This window comes from Nocardioides sp. Z38_18 (genome assembly GCF_058215695.1).
Genome location: NZ_JBZAJE010000003.1, coordinates 16256 through 36737, shown reverse-complemented (window position 1 = coordinate 36737; position 20482 = coordinate 16256). Strand labels below are relative to the sequence as shown.

17 protein-coding genes and 1 other RNA gene are annotated in these 20482 nt (G+C 68.2%); 10 read left to right on the top strand and 8 right to left on the bottom strand.

Annotation, left to right across the window (positions count from 1 at the left end):
• Positions 1-58: 58 nt before the first annotated feature.
• Genes AC4BGC_RS19515 through AC4BGC_RS19505 form a run of 3 tightly spaced genes read left to right on the top strand, consistent with a single transcriptional unit; the run spans position 59 to position 3462 of the window.
• Entirely contained in the window at positions 59-1915 is a 1857-nt protein-coding gene (locus AC4BGC_RS19515; protein ID WP_490557267.1) for a GMC family oxidoreductase, read from the top strand.
• 4 nt (positions 1916-1919) lie between these two features.
• On the top strand, positions 1920-2984 hold the full coding sequence (locus AC4BGC_RS19510; protein WP_490557266.1) for a ferritin-like domain-containing protein: 1065 nt from the start codon (positions 1920-1922) through the stop codon (positions 2982-2984).
• Position 2985: 1 nt separating this feature from the next.
• The gene (locus AC4BGC_RS19505) at positions 2986-3462 is read left to right on the top strand and encodes a hypothetical protein (RefSeq protein ID WP_490557265.1); all 477 of its coding nucleotides are present in this window, start codon (positions 2986-2988) and stop codon (positions 3460-3462) included.
• Positions 3463-3558: 96 nt separating this feature from the next.
• Here the strand turns inward: AC4BGC_RS19505 and AC4BGC_RS19500 are convergent, their stop codons facing one another.
• From AC4BGC_RS19500 to AC4BGC_RS19490, 3 genes are all read right to left on the bottom strand, one after another.
• Positions 3559-4410 carry an MIP/aquaporin family protein gene (locus AC4BGC_RS19500; protein WP_490557264.1) on the bottom strand — a complete coding sequence of 284 codons (852 nt, stop codon included), beginning with the start codon at positions 4408-4410 and terminating at the stop codon, positions 3559-3561.
• Positions 4407-4913, bottom strand: coding sequence for a quercetin 2,3-dioxygenase (locus AC4BGC_RS19495; RefSeq protein ID WP_490548499.1), 507 nt, complete (start codon positions 4911-4913; stop codon positions 4407-4409). Before AC4BGC_RS19495 ends, AC4BGC_RS19500 begins: the two co-directional genes overlap by 4 nt.
• A gap of 63 nt (positions 4914-4976) precedes the next feature.
• On the bottom strand, positions 4977-5387 hold the full coding sequence (locus AC4BGC_RS19490; protein ID WP_490548498.1) for a PPC domain-containing DNA-binding protein: 411 nt from the start codon (positions 5385-5387) through the stop codon (positions 4977-4979).
• 562 nt (positions 5388-5949) lie between these two features.
• On the opposite strand from AC4BGC_RS19490, the gene AC4BGC_RS19485 reads away from it, so the two are divergent.
• A complete protein-coding gene (locus AC4BGC_RS19485) occupies positions 5950-6552 on the top strand; it encodes an RNA polymerase sigma factor (RefSeq protein WP_490557263.1) in 603 nt (200 codons plus the stop codon).
• Positions 6545-7348, top strand: a complete 804-nt coding sequence (locus AC4BGC_RS19480; RefSeq protein ID WP_490557261.1) for a hypothetical protein — start codon at positions 6545-6547, stop codon at positions 7346-7348. Before AC4BGC_RS19485 ends, AC4BGC_RS19480 begins: the two co-directional genes overlap by 8 nt.
• Positions 7349-7765: 417 nt before the next feature.
• On the opposite strand, the gene AC4BGC_RS19475 is transcribed toward AC4BGC_RS19480, so the two are convergent.
• Complete coding sequence (locus AC4BGC_RS19475) at positions 7766-9007, bottom strand: PP2C family protein-serine/threonine phosphatase (protein WP_490557260.1); 1242 nt, start codon at positions 9005-9007, stop codon at positions 7766-7768.
• A gap of 808 nt (positions 9008-9815) precedes the next feature.
• On the opposite strand from AC4BGC_RS19475, the gene AC4BGC_RS19470 reads away from it, so the two are divergent.
• The 3 genes from AC4BGC_RS19470 to AC4BGC_RS19460 all read left to right on the top strand — a co-directional run bounded on the left by AC4BGC_RS19470 (position 9816) and on the right by AC4BGC_RS19460 (position 13554).
• The gene (locus AC4BGC_RS19470) at positions 9816-11057 is read left to right on the top strand and encodes a nuclease-related domain-containing protein (RefSeq protein WP_490557258.1); all 1242 of its coding nucleotides are present in this window, start codon (positions 9816-9818) and stop codon (positions 11055-11057) included.
• A gap of 327 nt (positions 11058-11384) precedes the next feature.
• Positions 11385-12218: a hypothetical protein gene (locus AC4BGC_RS19465; RefSeq protein ID WP_490557257.1), complete on the top strand. Its 834-nt coding sequence runs from the start codon at positions 11385-11387 to the stop codon at positions 12216-12218.
• A gap of 730 nt (positions 12219-12948) precedes the next feature.
• Positions 12949-13554, top strand: coding sequence for a helix-hairpin-helix domain-containing protein (locus AC4BGC_RS19460; RefSeq protein ID WP_490557255.1), 606 nt, complete (start codon positions 12949-12951; stop codon positions 13552-13554).
• Positions 13555-13991: 437 nt separating this feature from the next.
• On the opposite strand, the gene ssrA is transcribed toward AC4BGC_RS19460, so the two are convergent.
• Positions 13992-14361: a transfer-messenger RNA gene (ssrA, locus tag AC4BGC_RS19455) on the bottom strand.
• 70 nt (positions 14362-14431) lie between these two features.
• On the opposite strand from ssrA, the gene AC4BGC_RS19450 reads away from it, so the two are divergent.
• Together AC4BGC_RS19450 and AC4BGC_RS19445 are read left to right on the top strand one after the other, a co-directional pair.
• Complete coding sequence (locus AC4BGC_RS19450) at positions 14432-15193, top strand: endo alpha-1,4 polygalactosaminidase (protein ID WP_490557253.1); 762 nt, start codon at positions 14432-14434, stop codon at positions 15191-15193.
• On the top strand, positions 15187-16071 hold the full coding sequence (locus AC4BGC_RS19445; RefSeq protein WP_490557252.1) for a hypothetical protein: 885 nt from the start codon (positions 15187-15189) through the stop codon (positions 16069-16071). The genes AC4BGC_RS19450 and AC4BGC_RS19445 overlap by 7 nt, the downstream gene beginning before the upstream one ends.
• Here the strand turns inward: AC4BGC_RS19445 and AC4BGC_RS19440 are convergent, their stop codons facing one another.
• From AC4BGC_RS19440 to smpB, 3 genes are all read right to left on the bottom strand, one after another.
• Positions 16072-18936 carry an Ig-like domain-containing protein gene (locus tag AC4BGC_RS19440; RefSeq protein ID WP_490557250.1) on the bottom strand — a complete coding sequence of 955 codons (2865 nt, stop codon included), beginning with the start codon at positions 18934-18936 and terminating at the stop codon, positions 16072-16074.
• 137 nt (positions 18937-19073) lie between these two features.
• Positions 19074-20006, bottom strand: coding sequence for an amidohydrolase family protein (locus AC4BGC_RS19435; RefSeq protein ID WP_490557249.1), 933 nt, complete (start codon positions 20004-20006; stop codon positions 19074-19076).
• Entirely contained in the window at positions 20003-20479 is a 477-nt protein-coding gene (gene smpB, locus AC4BGC_RS19430; RefSeq protein ID WP_490548485.1) for an SsrA-binding protein SmpB, read from the bottom strand. Before smpB ends, AC4BGC_RS19435 begins: the two co-directional genes overlap by 4 nt.
• Positions 20480-20482: the final 3 nt, after the last annotated feature.

Here is a 20482-nt window from a genome sequence, read left to right as displayed (position 1 = left end):
GGGCGACGATTCCCCGTATCTGCCGTCACCTCATGCAGTGCATCCGGAAAGGTCCACCGTGCCTGATCAGATCGACCACGCGGCAGCATCGCGCACCCACTACGACGCGCTCGTCGTCGGTTCCGGCGTCAGTGGAGCGATCATGGCCCGGTCGCTCTCCGAGCAGGGGCTGCGCGTGCTCGTCATCGAGGCCGGCCCGGGAGAGGAGCTCTCGAGCGCCGAGTACGAGACGCACCTGACCCGCTTCTACGGCGCGACCGCAAAGGACAACAACTCCGCCTACGAGGTCAACCCGAACGCACCGATGCCGCGCTCCCCCGACGTACGCCGTCTCCAGGCCGGCCACCCCGACTCGACGAGCTACCTCATCCAGAACGGCCCCTACGAGATGGACAGCACCTACACCCGGGTGCTGGGCGGGACCTCGATGCACTGGGAGGGCAAGACGATGCGCATGCTCCCCGAGGACTTCGAGACCCGCACCCGTTTCGGCCAGGGTCGCGACTGGCCGATCAACTACGACGAGCTCTCGCCGTTCTACGAGCGTGCTGAGCGCGAGCTGGGCGTCTCCGGCGAGGTGGAGGAGCAGTCGTTCTACGGCATCACGTTCCCGCCGGACTACGTGTTCCCCATGCACGGCCTCCCGGCGTCCTACCTCGACCAGGTGGTCGCCCGCGACATCGACGGCACCGAGATCAAGCTCGAGGACACCACCTGCACGGTCAAGGTGAGGACGACGCCCCAGGCCCGCAACGGGATCCCCAACGCTGGCTATGACGGCGGCAAGGGCTTCGAGCCGGTCGGCGCCGTCAGCACCCACCAGATCGACCAGGGCGGTCGGTGCCAGGGCAACATCAACTGCGTCCCGCTGTGCCCGGTCCAGGCCAAGTACAACTCGCGCAAGACCCTGTCGATCGGGCTGCAGACCGGCCGCATCGACATCCTGACCCAGACCGTCGCCACCCGGGTGAACGTCGGCGAGGACGGTCTGATCAGCCACGTCGACTACCAGGCCTACGGCTCCACGACCTCGCCCGAGCACGTCACCGGCTCGTTGCGGGCCACGACCTACGTGCTCGCGACCAACGCGGTCGAGAACGCCCGGCTGCTGCTGGCCTCGGGGCTGCCGAGCAGCAGTGGGCTGGTCGGTCGCAACCTGATGGACCACGCGTACCTGCTCACGTGGGGGATCCTTCCCGAGGTCGCCGGGACGATGCGCGGGTCCCAGTGCACCTCGGGGATCGAGGACTTCCGCGCCGGCGACTTCCGCAGCCGGCACGCATCGATCCGGGTGAGCATCCACAACGACGGCTGGGCCTGGCCCACGGGCGCGCCGTACACCGACCTGATCGACCTGGTCGACAACGCCAACGCCTACGGAACGGCCCTGCGTCGCGGCGTCGTGGACCGGATCTCACGTCAGCTGATGCTGTCGTTCATGATCGACCTGATGCCCGAGCCCAGCAACCGGATCACGGTCGACGGTCGCTTCACCGACGCGCTGGGCAACCTCCGCCCGGTGATCTCCTACTCGCTGCCCGACTACACGATGGACGCCGTCGCGGCGAGCCGTCGCATCTCGCGCCGGCTGTTCCAGCGGCTCGGCGCCGAGGACAAGACCAGGTACGACCCGCTCGACCCGGGCTTCGTCTCCCACCAGGGCGAGGGATACGTCATCCGCGGTGGCAACCACTGGTCGGGCACCCACATCATGGGCACCTCGGGCCACGACTCCGTCGTGGACGACCACCAGCGTTCGTGGGACCACCGCAACCTCTTCCTCGTGGGGTCGGGAAGCATGCCGAACATCGGCAGCTCCAACACCACCCTCACGCTGGCTGCGCTGGCGTTCCGCACCGCCGACCACATCGTGGCCGAGCAGATCACCCGCCAGTCGATCACCATCGGGGGATGACCGCATGAGCCTGCGCCGTATCAGCACCGTCGAGGACCTGCACGCCTACCTGCATGTCGCGATGCAGCTCGAGCACGCGACGATCCCGCCCTACCTCACCGCGCTCTACTCGATACACCCCTCGAGCAACGCCGACGCCTACCAGGTGATCCGGGTCGTCGCGGTCGAGGAGATGCTCCACCTGACCCTCGCGGCCAACCTGCTCAATGCCGTCGGCGGGACTCCGGACCTGCTGGCGGAGGGCTTCGTGCCGGTCTACCCGGCCCACCTGCCCGACGGCGAGGAGGACTTCGAGGTCGGCACCCGCGCGTTCTCGCGGGAGACCATCGAGGGATTCCTGAAGATCGAGCGGCCCGCCATGGCCGAGGACCAGCGCTTCGTGTCGCGAGACCGCTCGGACCGGGCGCTCGTCCCCACCGTGGACGCGCACGAGGACGACCTGCACTTCTTCAGCATCGGCGAGTTCTACGCCGAGATCGGCGAGGGCCTGGCCCGGCTGCACGACGAGCTGGGCGATGACCTCTTCTGCGGCGACCCGAGCCGCCAGGTCGGCCCCGAGTACTACTACTCCGGCGGCGGCGCGATCGTGAAGGTCACCGACGCCGTGTCCGCGGCCGCAGCGATGCGGCTGATCAGCGAGCAGGGGGAAGGCCACGGCGGCGGCATCTTCGACGACGAGGGCGAGCTCGCCCACTTCTACCGGTTCCAGCAGCTGCTACTCGGGCGCTACTACCAACCCGGTGACGACGCCGGCAGTCCCACCGGCCCGCCGCTCGAGGTCGACTGGGACGCCGTCTACCCGGTACTGGCCGACGCGGACCTCGACCACTACGCCGGCACCGGCGAGCTGGAGGAGGCGGTCACGGCGTTCAGCGCCGCGTACGGCGACTTCCTCGCCCGGCTCACCGAGGCCTTCGGCGGACGTCCGGACCTGCTGCTCCCGGCAGTGGCCGACATGTTCCGGATCAAGGAGCTGGCCGCCCGGATCATCCGCAACCCGATGCCGGGTCGCGCCGGCGTCAACGCCGCCCCGGTCTTCCGTGCGCTCAGCCCCGTGAAGGTGTCCTGAGATGACCGACGACGACCTGCTCGAGAGCTTCCTCGGCCTTTCCGCGACCCTGACCGGCTACTCACGGTTCCGGCTGCTCGGCACCGGCCAGGCCGAGGCCTATCTGTCGACGACCATGGATGCGGTGGGCGACGTCGTGCTTGGCGAGCTGCTGAGCACCTTCACCTCTGTCGTCGACGGCGCCGCGGGGGACGAGCACCAGCTCGACCGAGGCCTGCGAACCCGCGTCCTCAGCGACGACAAGCTCGGGCCGATCGCCCGCAACGTGATCAAGATGTGGTTCGTCGGCACGTGGTACCAGCTCCCCCAGGAGTGGCGCGACCTCTATGCCGGACGCCGACCGGACGGCACCCACGTGGTCTCGCCGGCGTCCTACACCGAGGGGCTGCTGTGGCCCACGATCGGCGCGAACCCGCCCGGAGCCAAGGGCCAGGGCTACGGCAGCTGGACCGGCCCGCCGGCCATCGACGTCTGCTGACCCGGGCGCGCCACACCCCGGCACCCAACACCCGGTACGACGACCGGCCCGGTCCTCCACGTGGAGGACCGGGCCGGTCGTCGTACTGCTGGACTACTACTGCCGGACGGGCACCTCGGCGGGCGCAGACGACGGCAGGGCGGTCGCGTCGGCGGAACGGGCCGGCAGGTGCGTGCGCAGCACCGAGCGGTACGCCGGGTCGTGGACGAGCTTGGCGGTGAGGATCAACCGGGGGCCGGCTCGCCACAGCAGCGCGACGAGGAGCGCTCCCATGACCGGACCCGCGAGGTAGACCCACCAGTCGAGCCAGGTGCCGGAGACGAGGTTGGGCCCGAGCGTACGAGCCGGGTTGAGCCCGGTGTTGGTGTACTCGGACCCGAGCCAGGTGTTGAGCGCCACCATCGTGCCGGCGGCCACCGGGGTCCACCAGGCCAGCCTGGCCGCGGAGAGGAAGACGAACATCGCGGTGACGAGCAAGCCGACCATCAGGCCTTCGATCAGCACGGCGACAAGGGGATCCACTGATGGGCTGATCGCGCCGTAGTCGATCGTTCTCGCGGTGTCGCCCCAGACCAGCCGCAGCGCAGTCGCGCCGAGCACACCGCCCACGAGCTGAGCGGTCCAGTAGCCGAGGAGGTCATGACGGTGGACGTGGCCGGTCATCCAGAACGCCAGGGTGACCGCGGGGTTGAGGTGCGCGCCGCTGAGCCGTCCGAGCGGACTGTGCGCGATGGTGAAGATGTAGATGCCGAACGTGATGCCCAGGAGGAGCAGCCGGACCTTCGTCGAGGGCACCCACTCCTCGAAGACCGTTCCCTGGTGGAACATCACCGTGACGGTCGACAGCGCGGCGAACACCAGGATCGCGGTGCCGGCGAGCTCGGCGGCCCACTCGGCCAGGTGAAGACCCCCGACCGCGGGCTGCGGCGCAGCAGCGGCGTCGCTCACAGCGCGTTGCCGTGGTCGTCGAAGAAGGGGACGATGCCGTGCGCGGGTGCGACGCGGTCGAGGAGCTCGCGGTCCATCACGCGGCCCGGAGACGGCTCACCCTGGATGTACGGCGTACCCAGGCCCTCGAAGTAGCCCTCGATGCCGGGAGGCGTGAAGAAGAGCAAGATCTTGCTGGGCTCCTCGAGCGTGTTCTCGAACTTGTGCAGGCTGCCCTTGGGCATGTAGCAGAACCCGCCGGGCTCGAGCGTGAAGTCGAGGCCGTTGGCGACCACGCGGACCTCCCCCTCGAGCACGTAGATGGACTCGCTCTCGTTCTTGTGGATGTGCATCGGCGGGCCGGAGCGCGGGGGCACCACGGTCTCGACCAGGGTGAACTCACCACCGGTCTGCTCGCCGTCGACCTTGATCATGTCCAGGTCACCGAAGACCCAGAGGCCGTGGCCGCCACCGGCCGGCAGCTTGATGATCTTCGCGGGATCCTGTGCGGGGTCCATGCTCATGAGGGGTCTCCTGGGTCTGGGGTGCTGTGGTGGCCGCCGTGGAGGCGGGCCGGGCGGTGCAGGTCAGTGGTGGTGCTGGACCTCGTGGTCCTCGAGCTCGACCAGGGTGACGATGAGGATCGGGTCGATCGCCCCCTCCAGGAGGTGCCCGCCTGCCGTCGTGCCGTCACGTCGTCCGACGACGACGTGGCCGTGCACGAAGAGGACGTCGTCGGTGGTGAGGATGTCTCCCGACAGGCTCAACACCTCGACCTGCTCATCGTGGAAAGCCACCGGGTCGAAGCCTCGGGTCTCGAGGTTGAAGAACCCGAGCTTGGTGTGCTCGAAGCCGCCGATCGCGGTGAAGGACGCCGTGGCGATGCCCCGGCTCGTGACGTAGTCGGTCAGGCCCTGGACGGCCTCCTCACCCGGTTCGAAGGTGATGATGTGCGTGCGCTGTGGCCCGGCGTGCTGGTCGATGACCTTGCTGTGCATGGCGAACTGCCTCTCTGTCAGAGCGGTTTGAGCCGCGCTCGACTGACAAGGAAGAGCCAGCTGAGGGGAGGGTGCGAGCGTAACGACGGCCCGCGGCCCGCGTGCGGAAATGCGCAAATCGGTCAGATCGCTCACGCGGCGGGAGCTGACCGGTACACCTGACGAGCCGGCGATTCAGAGACGGGTGTCGAGTAGTGGCACGTCGAAGACCGGGGTCCATGGACCAGCAGCGCGTGCGGCGAGCGGCAGATACGGAACTCGATGTGCTTGGACTATTGACCTCCCCCGGCACGGCTGCTCCGGCGAGCCATCGCCAGCCGCGCAGGTCGTCGAGGACATCTCGACCGTGCCCGAGGATGACGTCGAACCACCAAGCGCTCATCGGCCGGTCGGACGCCTCGTTCGAACCCTTCGTATCCTCTCGTCTGTTCAGCTCGTCGCCACTCGGCCGGCAGGGCCGGTAGTTGATGAGCCGGAAGTATCGGGACCAGAAACGCCCGCGATCCCACTCATGGCCCGGCGCGACGTGTAACGCAATGATTGTGGGCGGGAGTAACGGGGTGTGACGAAGAAGAGTGGTGTTGATGCCCGTGACGAGGAATGGTTCGAAGAACTGTTTCGTCGTCATCATGGAGCGGTACGCGCGTTCTGCCTGCGGCGTGCCGGGCCAGATTCCGATGACGTCCTCGCGGAGGTGTTCGCGGTGGCGTGGCGCAAGCGTGACGGCGTACCCGAGCACGCTCTTCCGTGGCTGTACGCCGTCGCCTCTCGAGAGGTGCTCCACGGGCACCGCAGTCAGGGACGACGTGCGGGCTATGAGGAGCAGGCCGCGGGTTGGCGGAACGAACGTGTCGACGAGTTCGAGGACGTCGACGAACGGCTGAGTGCCCAGTCCCCGGTGAGGGCCGCCATGGAGCGTCTTCGCCCGGGCGATGCCGAGATCTTGCGGTTGTGGGCCTGGGAGGAACTGTCCTCGGTTGAGATCGCCACGGTTCTCGGCATTTCTCGGACCGCTGCCCGGGTCCGGCTCCACCGGGCGCGTTCACGGCTGGAGGTCCACTTGCGCTCCTTGGGAATCACGGACCACGTGAGCACCGAATCGTCTTCCCCACCATCCCTGAGGCGCGACCGCGCGTCCGAAGCCTTGGAGGCTTGCCATGAATGACCTGCGTAGCTCGATCAAGCAGACCGACCCGGTCCCTCACGCCAAGGCCCTGACCGATGAGCAGGTGGGGGTGATGACTCGTTCGATCCTCCATCGTGCTGTCGCAGACGAGCCCGAGCAGCGGGCACGACCCACTCGCCGTACGAAGGCCGTTGTGGCCGTGGGCCTCGGCGGGGCGGTGCTGTTCGGAGGAGGAGTCGCGATGGCGGGACTGCTTCCGGCAGACGAGGTCGCCTCCGCGCACCTGCTGGCCCCGCCGGTCATCATCAGCGGCGTAGGACCCCAGAACGTCGCGCTGCCCACGCCGCCCGACGACTCCCGGTACCTCACCTTCGAGCTTGTCTGCTTCGACGGCACGACTTGTGGATCACCAGCCGGGTCCGTCGAGGGCCCGGATGACGGTGACGTCAAGGTCGAGCGTGGCGCAGTGCCCACGACCTCGCACGCCGACCCGGCCAATCCCCAGAAGATCGAGCCGCTGACGAAGGAGGGGCTTGAGGTGCGAGTCGAGGAAGGCACTCACTGGCGCCTGTACGCAGTGTTCACCGACACCTACCAGCCACCCTCGGGCACGTTGCCCGGCGGCGCGACGCTGGGGCTGCCCGGTGGAGAGTCGGCCTCGGACTACCTGCCCGCGACGACCACCGACGGCCGCCAGGGCTGGGTCAGGTACGACGACCTCATCAGCGGCGCAGACGTAGACCTGACCGCTGACGGCGTACGCCAAGCTCCCGTCGCCCTCTACGCCGAGGACGGAACCACCTTGATCGGCACGTGGGACCTGGAACTCCAGTGACGCTGTCGTAGAAGTTGGGGAACCCACCCGCAAGTGGGCGAAACCGACCGACTGGGGAGCCGCGAGGAGGGCGACGTCCCGCAGCGGAACGGCATGGCCCGCCTTCCGGAGCACTCCCGAAGCCGTCGGCAAGGTGCTCATGTCGCCGCGCACGACACAGCCTCGCCCAACATCGCTACGCGCCCAACCAGCAAGAGCCGCCCCGACCGAAGTCGGAGCGGCTCTCGCCGTAAGAGGGCTGACCTTGGCAAACCTGCCAGGTCGCAATCTGCGAAGAATCTTCGCTCATTCTGCGAAGACCCCTTGGTGGGGTCCTAGTGAGAATCGAACGCGCAGGTCAGGGGCTCGTTTTCAGCCGCTTTCCCCACGGCTGCACACGCCAAGCGCAAATCTTGCACAACGGCTCAGGTTGCGTCCTCACCTGGCGAGCTGGTGGGGAAGGCGGTTGCTGGCCCGGTCGCGGTCGGCGCCGCCACCAGTGGGCCGGTCCTGGGTATGAGTCCCGTGCCAGTCCAGGCACATGACGGTCGCATCATCGCTGAGCTCGTGCCCGGCGGCATCCAGGGCGCCGTCGGCCAACGCACGCACCAGCTCGCGCGGATGCAACTCCGGGTGCTGTGCGATCACCGTGGTCAGGTCGAGAGCTTCGAGGTTGTGCTCGAGCATGCCGTCGGTGACCAGGACGATGCGGTCACCCGGCTGCAGGGTGGCCTCGATGCTGTCGTAGCGGGTGTCGGGGAACATGCCGAAGGGCAGGTTCGCGGGCAGCTCCAGCGCGGCCACCTCCCCGTCCCTGATCAGGTACGGGGCGACATGCCCGGCATTGACGATCTCGCACGTACCGGTGCGCAGGTTGATGCGCACCAGGAGGCCGGTGGCGTAGTCGATGGCGTCGCGAGAAGCGGCATGCTCGGCCAGTGCCGTGTTCGTGGCCTGCGCCTGCTCTAGGAGACTGCCTCCGCTGCGGCGGGCGCCGCGCAGGCTTCCCAGGCACAGCGACGCGGTTAGGGCCGCGTTCACGCCGTGTCCCATGGCGTCAGTCAGCGACAGGTGCAGGACGTCGCGGTCCAGGCTGTAGTCGAAGGTGTCTCCGCCGACACTCGCAGCCGGTTCCAGCCAGCCCGAGAGCGTGAACGCGTCGGCCTCACAGGTGCGCGGACCGGGCAGGAGTCGCTGCTGTATCTCCGCGGACAGGCTGAAGGAACGGGTCCGCTGCCCCCACTCGAACAGGTCGGTGTGGCGCTGGTTCGCGATCACGATCAGAGCGAGTAGGTGCGCAACGAGCGCGAGCTCCTCGACCGTCTCCGAGGAGGGTTCGGTGCGGAGGTGCACTTCTAGCAGACCTACGGTCTCGCCTCGCTCGGTGACCGGTGCCAGCACCCGCCACCACTTCTTGTGCCGTTGCCCGGGCCCGATGACCTGGACATCCTGGGTGCGTACGGCCTGCTCCTCGGGGCCGCCGTCGAAGGGCAGCACGGTCGCGGACTCCTCGGAATCGCGCCTCTCGCCCTCCCCCGGCAGATCCCGACCGCCTTCGGTGCCCTTCTTCAGTGGGACGTGTGCCAAGCGGACCAACGCTCGGCCGGAGAGGTCGGCGATGAGCAGGGAGACGTTCTCGGCGTCGAAGACCTCACCGAGCTCGCGGGCAACGGCTTCCACTGCCTTGACCGGAGACTGCGACGCGGCCGCCTCAAGGACGCGCCCTACCTCAACACTGCGAAGCGAGACCATGCCCGGAGCCTAAGCGCCATGCGGTGACTTTGCTGGTTCGGGAGACGGCGGCGTTCACCTCTCGGAGACTCGCGGACAGCCGTGAGCTGCGGCGGGAGAGGCCGCGCCGGGTCGATGAAGAGGGCCGCGCTACGGATGAGAACGGGCGCGTGCAACTCGGGGAGTGCCCGGTACGCGTCCCTGGTCTCGTCGATCAGGCGCTGGCGGCGCTCCAGCTCCTTCGTGCGGTCCTCCCGGACCTTCTGCGCCTTGGCCTCGGAACCGTATCGGCGGCGAGGGTTGCGCAGCTGAGGGTGCCGTCGGCGCGTCGACTCAAGCCACACATGCTGCAGCTGTGGCAGGTGCGCAACGCTGGCCGCCCGGGACCAGCTCCCCCGGAACTCCACTGGCCGAAGCGTTGTGGGGGACGACCAAAGCCGCCCCCCGGGTGTTGAGGGGGCGACTCTGGTCAAGAGGGCTGTTCTTGGGCGGGGATTTCGCGAAGCGTTTCCGTTCTATTCTCGAACACCCTTGTTGGCATGTTTCCCGAAAGGTGCCTGACCTGCACATATCCGCGCGCGCTCGGGCGCGTTCCACAGGTTAGGGCCACAGGTCTCCACAAAGTTCACTGTTCTCGCAGGTCAGAGACCTGCCAGACAGATCTTCGATCGCTCTCCGGACATCACGCCGTTGCCCTACTGTGGTCCGCGTGAATCGAGGCCAGGGACCGAATGGAGGTATCTCACGCCCGGAGGCCATGGCAGTCCTGGAAGAACTGATCCGACTCCATCCCGGCCTGACGACACGAGCCTTGCTGGCAGCTATGCGTGGGCGTCGCACCCCCGTGACAGAGCAGCAGCTACTCGATCTACTCACCGCGGACCACTTCATACACTCCCTCGGTGGGAGGTGGCACCCAAGACCACCACCACCGAGCATCACGCCAGCCAGCACCCCGACGACTACGTCACGCGCTGAAGGCCCGGGCCTAGAAACTCCGGAGACTCCAGCCAAACGTTCTGCTGGTCTGGAGTTGACCCTCTCCGACCTTTGCGAGCTGTTGGGGAAGGATACCGACGCCGTGGATCATGCCCTGTGGATCCTCGCCATCGACGATGAGCGTCCCCAACCTGACGGGACCCTGTGGACCGACTTGCACACTCGCCTGGGAAACGGTCAGGCAGTTGAACTTTCGCACGCCGCTTTACGAATGCTGCGCGAGCAGGTTGATTCGGTCCCGGTTACACCTGCCCAAGATGAACCAAGCCCGAACCCAAACTCGGCGGCTCCCCCGAAAGAGGGCACAACCCCCATTCATCATCGGACCACCCTGACCGGCTCTACCCGGGGAGTCGAACGCCGAGGCATCCGAATACCGAGTACGGAGACTGAACAAGCAGACTTCTTACCGCGCTGGGAACGAGGCATAAGGGGCAGCTTGCTGTTGCGCTGCTCCCCTGCCACGACCGACGGCGAGAGAACTCTCGGTCGGCACCTCAGTGAACTCATCGTCAACGCAGTGGTGCTGCTCAACGTTTCAGTCGTGACTGCACGCCAGGAACGAGAGGTCGACGCGATAGTCATCACCGCTCGCGGCGTCGTGACCGTTGAGCAGAAGAACACGAAAAGCCATGGTCTCCTGTCGGTGCCCCTCAACGGTCCACCAGTTGTGAACGGCAAGCCCTTACTCGGGATGTCCAAGGCACGGAAGCAGGCTCGAGAACAGTCGCAAGTCCTCGCTTCGACAATGGAGGCCCAACCCCCGATCCAGGTCGGGTTCATTCATAGTCTCCTTGCCTTCGGGGGCCCGGTCACCCTGCAAGAAACGACACTGGGCAACGTGACGGTGTGTCATGCGTCGGGGACGGTCAAGGCGATCATGTCCCTTGTCAACGCGTCGCCGACCGAACTCTCAGTCGAGACGGCCGTCAAAATGTTGCATCGGCTCGAGGTGCCTTCCATCCCCCCGCAGCTGCTGACCACGCTGCAGTTCACGTGAGGTCACGGGCATCCAGGCGGATAGCCGGTCACCGGCCGGTCACCGGCCGGGCGCCGGCCGGGCGCCGGCGCCTCGTGCTCCTAGGATGGCGCGATGACGGAGACCACGCGCCGCGCTCTCCTCGGACGATTGGCCGGACTTGGCTGGTTCACAAGACGAGGCGAGGTCGCTGCTACACAAGCCCTGGCCATGCTGCTAGAGGACCCAGTGCTTGCCGTGGCGACTCGGCGCCTTCTCGGGAGCCGTTCGGGCACAGACCTGACGGCGGTGACCAAGTTCCAGGCCGAGGCGGTCCACGAAGATGGCGGCCGACCCGACTTGGAGGGGGTGAGTGACGACGGTCGGCCGCTCATCATGGTGGAGGCGAAGTTCGGCGCCACGCTGACGGTCGGACAGCTGCGGTCCTACTTCGACGACCAGTCTCGACGCCTCGGAGTCCCCCAGACGGAACCTGATCGGCAAGTCGTCGGAGTGATCGTGGCGCTGGTGCCCCCGCACCGGGTCGACGAGGCAGAGCGAGCGCACGCTGAACTGCTGGTTCAGCGTGACGAAGCGGGTCTCCCACCGTACGACTCCCGCTTCCTGGTGGTGGACTGGGACACTTGGCTGGCTGACTGGGACACCGCCGCTGCGGGTCTTCCGGCCACGCCCGACTCGGTCGCGGCCGACCTGGTCCAGCTGCGCGAGTTGTGCCTCACCCTGGGAGGGCTGCACATGCGGCCGCTGGAACAGGCCGCGTCCGGCCCAGGATGGAGGGATCGCGCCGACGACCTCGCGACCCTTGTCGACCAGGTCACCCAGCGACTGCGTGCCCCCGGCGGCAAGACGTGGCCGATCCAGCACGAGGACGGCTACGACCCGATGCGCTACATCCCCGGGGGGCACCCGCTCGGAAGAAGCAGCGCCTCGGTCGGCCTCGCCAGCCGGTTCGCCGATGAGGGAGACTCGCCGTTGTGGTTGCGCTACAACCGCACCACTCCCCACTTCCAGGCGATCAGCGACGTCATCCTCGGCTCGGACCACCGCACTCGTGCGCGCACCGACGATCGCCATCTCTGGTTGCCCCTGCTCATCCGGGGCGACCTGGTGGGCGAACAACTCGTTGAGGACCTGGTCGCCCAAGTGAGTGACATCCGCCGGCTCCTTGGCGGCGACGCGTAAGTCATCGATTGCCCCGACCCGGTGTGCGAATACGAGAGCCTGACCAGCACTCGCGCAGACTGAAGGCGGCCTTCTTGACCACCTGGCCATGCTCGTCGACCTTCACGTAGGCGCCGACGTGGAAGCCAGTGGGGGACGTGAACACGGGCGCAGGTCTTGACCGCAGACTCACGTAGGGACGTGGAAACCGACGATCCGTTTTCGGATGCCGGGTCTGGATATTGGGAGCGGTCGAAGAATTCGTCGTCCTCGCCGACTACACCGCAGCCCATGGCCCAGACAAGCTGATACCTGGATGCGCCGGGACACCGGAAAGGCGCACCCGGCGCAGTACGCCTACCTGCATGCTGCCGGCACGCGGTCGATCAGAGGAGGTCCATGAACGAACCGAAGCCCTTGCGCGCCGGCTTGCGCACTACGACACTCGACGGCACCACAGTGCATTCGGATGCATCTAAACCGTCAGGTGACTGCTGCCAGCCTGATAACCGGCTTAATCTCGTCGGGGCAACCGACCTTGTCAGCCCGGTGACACCCGCACACCAACCCAGTACGAGTGGAGAGGATTGCGATGCAGACTCCGGGGCCTCCGCCTCCACCCCCGTGGCAGCCTCCTCCTCCACCGCCGCCAGGGCCGCCTCAAGTTCCGTGGCAACCTCCACCTCCGCGCGAGCCCACCGGGAAGTGGTACTTCGTCGTTACCATCGCCACCGCTGGTTTGCTGGCGGCAGTGCCCTTCTTCCACGCCGCCTCTCGCCTCGACAGGCCGCAGCTTCGGAAAATCGGCGCGGCCCTGGCTGCCGGGGGCCTCCTCGGGTTCGTACTGGTGGGTCTGTCCCCGACTGACGACGCCGGTCAGCCGACGGGTTGGCTGTCGGACGTGGGTGCGCTCGTCCTGCTCACGGTCGTGGTGGTGGCGACGCTCCTGCTGATCGGCCTCAGACGAGAGGTCTACAGCCCCTCGGTCAGTGCCACCCCGCCGTCCGGCAACCAGGGTGCGATGGCGGTCGTCGAGCAGGCACGGAGGAAGAGGGAGGAGGCACGAAAACTTGCCGCCAAGGACCCGATGATGGCTCGAGAATTGGGGGTAGGGCGACCGGAGTCACAGCACGGGTACGACGACGGTGGCCTGCTGGAGCTGAACTTTGCAACGGCTGAGCAGTTGAGCTCGGTGTGTCGTCTACCGCGCAACATTGCCGAAGAAGTCGTCGCATCGCGGACAGCCTTGGGGCGTTTCGAGCACGTGGAGGATGCCATCAGGTTTGGCCAGGTCGGCGAGGAATACGCGCCCTTGGTCCGAGACCGGGGAATCGTCGTAGCCGACCGATGGCCCTGACTCGGATGGACGGAGCCGCCTGTGGGGGTAGCAGCCGTCAACGCCGCCGCGGCCGGTGGTGCTGCATGCACCACGGACCGCGGGACCTCCCGGTTCCGCCCGCCGCCTGACGAAGAACCGGCAGCCGCGCAGGGCGCGCGCCAAACACGCAACTGTGACCCCGCTGCGGACGTAGCCAACGAGTCGTCCACTCGAACTCCACACGCCACCTGACTGCCCCACCGCTCTGCGGCTGGGGCCACTGGTGCTCCCGCGAACAGGGGTAGCCAGTCCCTGCGGGGACGCTGTAACCCGCCGACTGGTGCCCGTTGGCCCCGCACCCCGACTGGGCGCCGCGCTAGTGGTACGCAGAAGCGTCCGGGGCCCTTGCGGGCTCCGGACGCTTCTTCAAGAGGGCCTTTCGGGAACATTGGCTCGTCCCTTTCGGGAACATGCCATGGTGGAGCTGGCGGGAATCGAACCCGCGTCCTGTGGCGCCGTACCAGGTCTTCTCCGGGTGCAGTTCGTGATAGCGATTTTCTCGGCCCCGGCACTCCCACGAACAGTGTGCCGACGGGCCCAGTCAGGATTAAGTCCCGATCAACCCTCCTGACAGGAGGTGATCAGCAAGTCCTCTGAATGAGGCCAGGGTCCGGGACGAGGACGGATGCCCGGTCTGACCCTTCGATCACTGCTCAGGCAGCGAGAGCGAAGTCGTTGCGATTAGATTCGGCAACTATAGGTTCCAACGAACGTTTACGAGATGACGTTGGCTTCTCGACCCGCTTCTCCTGGGACTAACGTCCCCAGTCGAAACCAATCAGCCCCTCTTGAGTTGTTCTACCCACAGTGTACGGGTCAACGCTGTCAGACTCACCTTCATTCCGCGGGAGGCCCCATGCTGCGCTGGTTCGCGATCGTCCTGGCTCCACTGCTGCTGCTCACGGCGGTGCCGGCCCAGGCGGCGGTCCGCCCGCTGCCGGTGGGCACCGACGTCGACTACCAGCTCGGTGGAGCGCGGTCGGTGCCGGCGAACGTCGGCATCGTGGTCCGTGACCGTACGTCGCGACCGGTGCCGGGCCGCTACAACGTCTGCTACGTCAACGGCTTCCAGACCCAGGCGAGCGAGGCCGGGTTCTGGCGGAAGCGATCGGGCCTGCTGCTGAAGCGCAACGGCCGCCAGGTCGTCGACTCCGCGTGGGGCGAGTGGCTGCTGAACCTCCGCACCGCCAAGAAGCGCAAGAAGCTGGCCCGCATCGTCGGGGCCTGGACCACCGGCTGCGCCCGCAGCGGCTTCCAGGCCGTCGAGTTCGACAACCTGGACTCGTTCACCCGCAGCCGCGGCCAGCTCAAGCGCAAGCACGCCGTCGCCTATGCCCGGCTGCTCGTCGGGGCAGCCCATCGGGCCGGGCTCGCTGTCGGGCAGAAGAACCTCGCCGAGCTCGACGGCCGCCGCGTCGGCTTCGACTTCGCGGTGGCCGAGGAGTGCGGCCGCTACCGGGAGTGCGGCGACTACGTCGCGCACTACGGCCGCCGGGTGCTGGCGATCGAGTACCGCCGCAGCGACTTCCGCTGGACCTGCGCCGCCTACGGCGCCAGGTTGCCGGTCGTGCTTCGCGACCTCTCGCTCTCACCACGTGGGGTGCGTGAGTGGTGCTGACGACCAATCGGCTGCGCGGCTCAGCGCTGGGCACCCTGCTCCTGCTCACCGGCGCGTGCGCCGCCCCCACGGGCGAGCCCGGATCCGTCCGGACCGCCGAGCGGGCCGATCCCCTGGCTGCCATGACCGCACTGGCCGAGGAGGACCCCGCCGAGCTGCTCACCCGCGTACGCCGGGCCTCCGCCGCGACCCCGATGCGGGCGGAGACGACCCGATCGAAGGACGGCGAGGAGCACACCTACACCTTCCTCGCCAGAGAGGACGACTGGCGAGCCGACTCCGCGGCAGCACCGGAGGACGGAGGCGACGGACGCGCGTCGCTGCTCCTCGTCGGCGGACAGGCCTGCTTCGACCGCGAGCTCCGCCCACGACTCTCGGGGCTGGTCGCGGAGTCCTACGGCGTCGTTGAGTTCGACCCGGAGCCGTGGACGTGCACGCCCTCGGGCTTCGGGCTGAACCGCATGCTCACCTTCGACTACACCCGCCAGGACCCGCGCTGGCGCATCGAGCACCTCCGCATCGATCCCACTGTCGCGCCCACGGAAGAGGTGGTCGACGGGCAGCCTGCGCTGCGGCTGCGCACCACCGGCACCACCGAGGACGGCCCGCTCGACCCGGCCCGCCCGGCGTACGACCTCTGGGTCGGTGCCGACCACCGGGCGGTGCGTCTGTCCACCACCGACACGACCTGGCACCTCACCTACCCGAGCGACGCCGGTGACCAGCTGGCGTTGCCGGAGGCCGGCGAACGCGGCTCCTACGGTTACGCGGTCGGGCCCGGACAGGGAGTCGCGAAGGCCTGCCTACAGAGTGGCCAGTGCCCCGAGGTCAGCGCGCCGGGCAAGGCGCTCACCTGGGGCGACGGGCGCCGCCGGTGATCAGCGGGTGACCCGCAAGGGCACGTTCATCCAGGACTGGTTCCCGGCGGCGTCCCGGGCGACCACCACCAGGCGGTAGCGCCCGGGCGCGACCCGCCGACCGTTGTCCGCGCGTCCGCGCCAGTGCTGCTTGACGACCGTGCCGGCGCTGGTCCGGGTGCTGAACGAACGGACTGCCTTGCCGCGCTTGCGGATCGTGAAGCTGGCAGTCACGGGCTCGCTGACCAGGACGCTCAGCATCCTGGGCCGACGCTTGCTGAGGTCGAAGGTCATCGCGGGGCGTCCCGTCGCCGGGCGCAGCGAGGACGGCTTTGTGTCCAGCACGGTGGAGCTGTCCGGCCGCGCGGGCGCGGACTCGACGTTGCCTGCCCGGTCGGTGGCGACGGTGCGGAACTGGTGCCCGCCGTCGGCGGTGCCGGTGTAGGTGAACCTGCCGTCCTGCCGTGCCGCGTCGGTGGCGACCTTGGTGAAGGTCTTCGCGCCGGGGGCTCGGGCGAAGAGGTCGACCGAGGCAATCCCCGATGCGTCGGAGGCGCGGTAGGTCACCGTCCAGGTGCGCGCCGAGGTGAGTCGGGGTGACGAGGCCTGCGAGACCGGAGCCACCTTGTCACTCGGGACGACCACGACGGTGTCCACGGCGTAGTTGTTCGACTCCGAGCTGCCCACGCCGGCGTTGCCGGCCGCGTCCGAGACCCCGCTGAGGTCCAGGGTGATCACGTTGCTCGCGTCCCTGACCCCGGCAGTCGGGGTCAGGGTCGCCGTCCAGGTGACGCCACCGTCCGCGGAGGACAGCCCGGAGACGACCCCGTTCGGCACACTCAGGTCCGCTGTGGTGAACCCGGCGACCGCCTCACTGAACGTCACCGTCACCGCCGAGGTCTCCCCGGCCCTGAGGGCGGTGTCAGACAGCGTGATGCTCGCGGTGGGCCGGATCGTGTCCACGGCGTAGTTGTTGGAGTCCGTGGTGCCGACGCCGGTGTTGCTGGCCGCGTCCGAGACGCCGGTGAGATCCAGGGTGATCACGTTGCTCGCGTCGCTCACCCCGGCATTCGGGGTCAGGGTCGCCGTCCAGGTGACGCCACCGTCCGCGGAGGACAGCCCGGAGAGGACCCCGTTCGGCACACTCAGGTCCGCTGTGGTGAAACCGGTGACCGCCTCGCTGAACGTCACCGTCACCGTCGAGGTGTCCCCCACTGCGAGGGCGGTATCAGACAGCGCGATGCTCGCGGTGGGCCGGATCGTGTCCACGGCGTAGTTGCTCGAGTCCGTGGTGCCGACGCCGGTGTTGCTGGCCAGGTCCGCGACCCCGGTGAGGCCCAGGGTGATCACGTTGCTCGCGTCGTTGACACCGGCATTCGGGGTCAGCGTCGCCGTCCAGGTGACGCCACCGTCCGCGGAGGACAAGCCGGAGACGACCCCGTTCGGCACGGCCAGGTCCGCCAGGGTGAACCCGGCGACCGCCTCACTGAACGTCACCGTCACCGTCGAGGTGTCCCCCACTGCGAGGGCGGTGTCAGACAGCGCGATGCTCGCGGTGGGCCGGATCGTGTCCACGGCGTAGTTGTTGGACACCGTGGTGCCGGTGCCCGCCGACCCGCGGCTGCTGACGATGCCCGTGTTGTCCAGAGTGATCACGTTGGTGGTGTCGGTCACCCAGGCACCCGGAGTCAGCGTCGCCGTCCAGGTGACGCCACCGTCCGCGGAGGTCAGGTTGGAGACGGTGCCGTTCTGCACGGTCAGGTCCGCTGCGGAGAATCCGCTGACCGCCTCGCTGAAGGTCACCGTGACCGTGGAGGTCTCCCCCACCCGCAGGCTGGTGTCGGCGACCACGACCCTCGCGGTCGGTGCGGGTGGGGCGACCACTGCGGTGACCGTCAGGGTGATCCCGGAGTTGAAGTACCCCACCGAGAAGGTGACCGGGCCCTCGACGAGGGTGCCGAACTGGGAGATGCCGTTGAACCGTCCCGTGACCGGGGAAGCAGCCTCCTGGGAGACGATCTGGAAGCTGGTGTTCACCGCGGGCAGGTAGCCCAGGTCGACGTCCAGGGTGGCTCCGTTCGGGTTGAACACGGCCGAGGGGTTGGTCAGCACCAGTTGGTCGTAGCCCGACCCGGCCGTGCTGCCGTCCAGATCCACCCGGAACGTGGAGCCGCTTGCGAGCGTGACGTCGGTGGTCGAGCTGGAGGTGAGCACCCCCGGTCCCGTCGTACTGCCCGGGTCGAGCACCGACGGCGCGGTGACCGACCCCCTTCCGACGGTGCCTGTCCCGGCGAGCGTGCCGCCGACGAGGGCGATCGGGTTGGGGTGTGCCCCGTCCACCTGGAGCACGCCGGAGGTGACCGTAGTGGTGTCGCCGCCGCTCGGGTTCGCGGCCGAGGTGAGGCGGAGCGTCCCGCCGCCGGTGAGCTCCAGCCCCGTCGGTCCCTGCACGGGAGCCGTCTGCGTGAGTGTGCCGCCGCTCGCCACGTCGAGGTCCCCTGTCAGGAGCGTCAGGTCGACCGCACTGGTCGTCGTGCCCGAGGTGTGGGTGACGCTGACGGCACTGCTCACGCTCAGCCCGCTCCCGGAGATCTGGTAGCCGGCAGCCGCGAACGTCAGGGACCGGACCGTGATCGCGTCGAGGTCGTTGACCGAGCTGGTGCGCGCGGCACCGGCCGGGAAGACCACGTCGTCCCCGCTCGCAGGTACGGCGGAGCCGGCCCAGTTCCCCGGCTCCGACCACAGCTCGCTGACCGCCCCGGTCCACGTGACCGGCCCGTCTGCTCGGGCAGGGGCCGCGACGGCGACGACGGTGAGACCGGCAACGACCAGCGCAAGGGCCGTGACGGTGGCGCGCAGGCGCGGCAGGGCAGGCGAGACGGGCACGACGAAACCTCGGATTCCGGCGTCTCGGAGTCTGCAGGGGGCACGCACTCGAGAACGCGCGGCGTCAGTATCACACCAGACCGGTCAATTTCGGGCGAAAATCAACCAGTTCGGGAGAAACGCCGCCTCGGCCCCGGTCAGGCTCGGCGCTCGAACAGCTCCACGCCGTTGTGCCAGCACACGCGGCGCAGCCAGTCCTCGCCCAGCGCCGGGTGTCGTTCGCTGACCCGCCGCAGACCCTCGAGCTGCTCGAGGAACGGATAGGGGATCGTCGGGAAGTCGCTGCCCAGCAGCACCCGGTCACCGAGGTCGGCCAGGCGAGGCAGCAGGTCGTCGGGGTACGGCGCATCGGCGTCGAAGAAGTCGGTGAACACCATCGTGGTGTCGAGCCGAGTGTTCTCGTAGGTCTCCGCGAGACCGAGGAACTCGGCGTACTCCGGCGCCCCCATGTGGGCCACCACCGCGGTGAGTCGCGGGTGCCTGCGGAGCAGTCGTTCGAGGAACTGCGGTCCGGTGTACTCGTTGGGCACCGGCCCCGAGCCGACGTGGATGACGGTGGGGACACCGGCGTCCTCGATCAGGCCGAACGCCTGGTCCAGCAGCGGGTCGTCGAGACGGAACTCCCCCACCTGGGTGTGCAGCTTGAACACCTCGACGCCGCCCTCGAGCAGCTCCGAGACGTACGCCGCCGCGTCGGGCTCGGGGTAGAACGTCGCCGACCACAGGCACTCGGGCACGCGCGCGGCGAAGTCGCGGGCCCAGTCGTTGAGGTAGGTCGCGATGCCCGGGCGGTGCGCGTAGGGCAGCGCCGAGAAGCGTCGTACGCCGAACGCGCGGAGCAGCTCGACCCGCTCCTCGTGGCTGTCGCGGTAGCGGATCGGCCACTCGCGCCCGATCTTCGGACCGGCCTGGTCGAACTGCGCGTAGACCTTGGCCTGCACGTTGGGCGGCAGGAAGTGCACGTGGACGTCGAAGAGGCCCGGGAGGCCGAGGTCGCGCCAGAAGGCGCGCGTGGCCTCGACGGGCTCGACAGGCTCGACCGCCGAAGGGGGCGGTGCGACCGAGCTCACTCGATGCCCTTGAGCTGCCTGCCCAGGGCCTGCTGCTTCTCGCGGTCGGCCTGCTTCTCGGCCAGCGCGTGCCGCTTGTCGTAGTTCTTCTTGCCGCGCGCCAGCGCGAGCTCGACCTTGGCCCGGCCGTCCTTGAAGTAGAGCGAGAGCGGGATCAGGGTGAAGCCCTTCTCCTTGACCTTGCCTTCCAGCTTGTCGATCTCGTGGCGGTTCAGCAGCAGCTTGCGCACCCGGCGGGGCTCGTGGTTCGTCCACGTGCCCAGGGTGTACTCCGGGATGTGCACGCCGTGCAGGAAGACCTCCCCGTCGTCGACCTCCGCGAACCCGTCGACCAGGCTGGCGCGGCCGGCGCGCAGCGACTTGACCTCGGTTCCCACCAGCACGAGCCCGGCCTCGAAGGTGTCGTCGATGTGGAAGTCGTAGCGTGCCTTCCGGTTCTGCGCGACGAGCTTCTGCCCCTTCTCCTTGACCATGCG

What these genes read in the sequence shown, in the direction of transcription:
- AC4BGC_RS19505 (WP_490557265.1), top strand. Translation starts at nt 2,986, where the DNA reads ATGACCGACGACGACCTGCTCGAGAGCTTCCTCGGCCTTTCCGCGACC.
- AC4BGC_RS19510 (WP_490557266.1), top strand. Translation starts at nt 1,920, where the DNA reads ATGAGCCTGCGCCGTATCAGCACCGTCGAGGACCTGCACGCCTACCTG.
- smpB (WP_490548485.1), bottom strand. Translation starts at nt 20,479, where the DNA reads ATGGTCAAGGAGAAGGGGCAGAAGCTCGTCGCGCAGAACCGGAAGGCA.
- AC4BGC_RS19495 (WP_490548499.1), bottom strand. Translation starts at nt 4,913, where the DNA reads ATGAGCATGGACCCCGCACAGGATCCCGCGAAGATCATCAAGCTGCCG.
- AC4BGC_RS19450 (WP_490557253.1), top strand. Translation starts at nt 14,432, where the DNA reads ATGCTGCGCTGGTTCGCGATCGTCCTGGCTCCACTGCTGCTGCTCACG.
- AC4BGC_RS19470 (WP_490557258.1), top strand. Translation starts at nt 9,816, where the DNA reads ATGGCAGTCCTGGAAGAACTGATCCGACTCCATCCCGGCCTGACGACA.
- AC4BGC_RS19490 (WP_490548498.1), bottom strand. Translation starts at nt 5,387, where the DNA reads ATGCACAGCAAGGTCATCGACCAGCACGCCGGGCCACAGCGCACGCAC.
- AC4BGC_RS19480 (WP_490557261.1), top strand. Translation starts at nt 6,545, where the DNA reads ATGAATGACCTGCGTAGCTCGATCAAGCAGACCGACCCGGTCCCTCAC.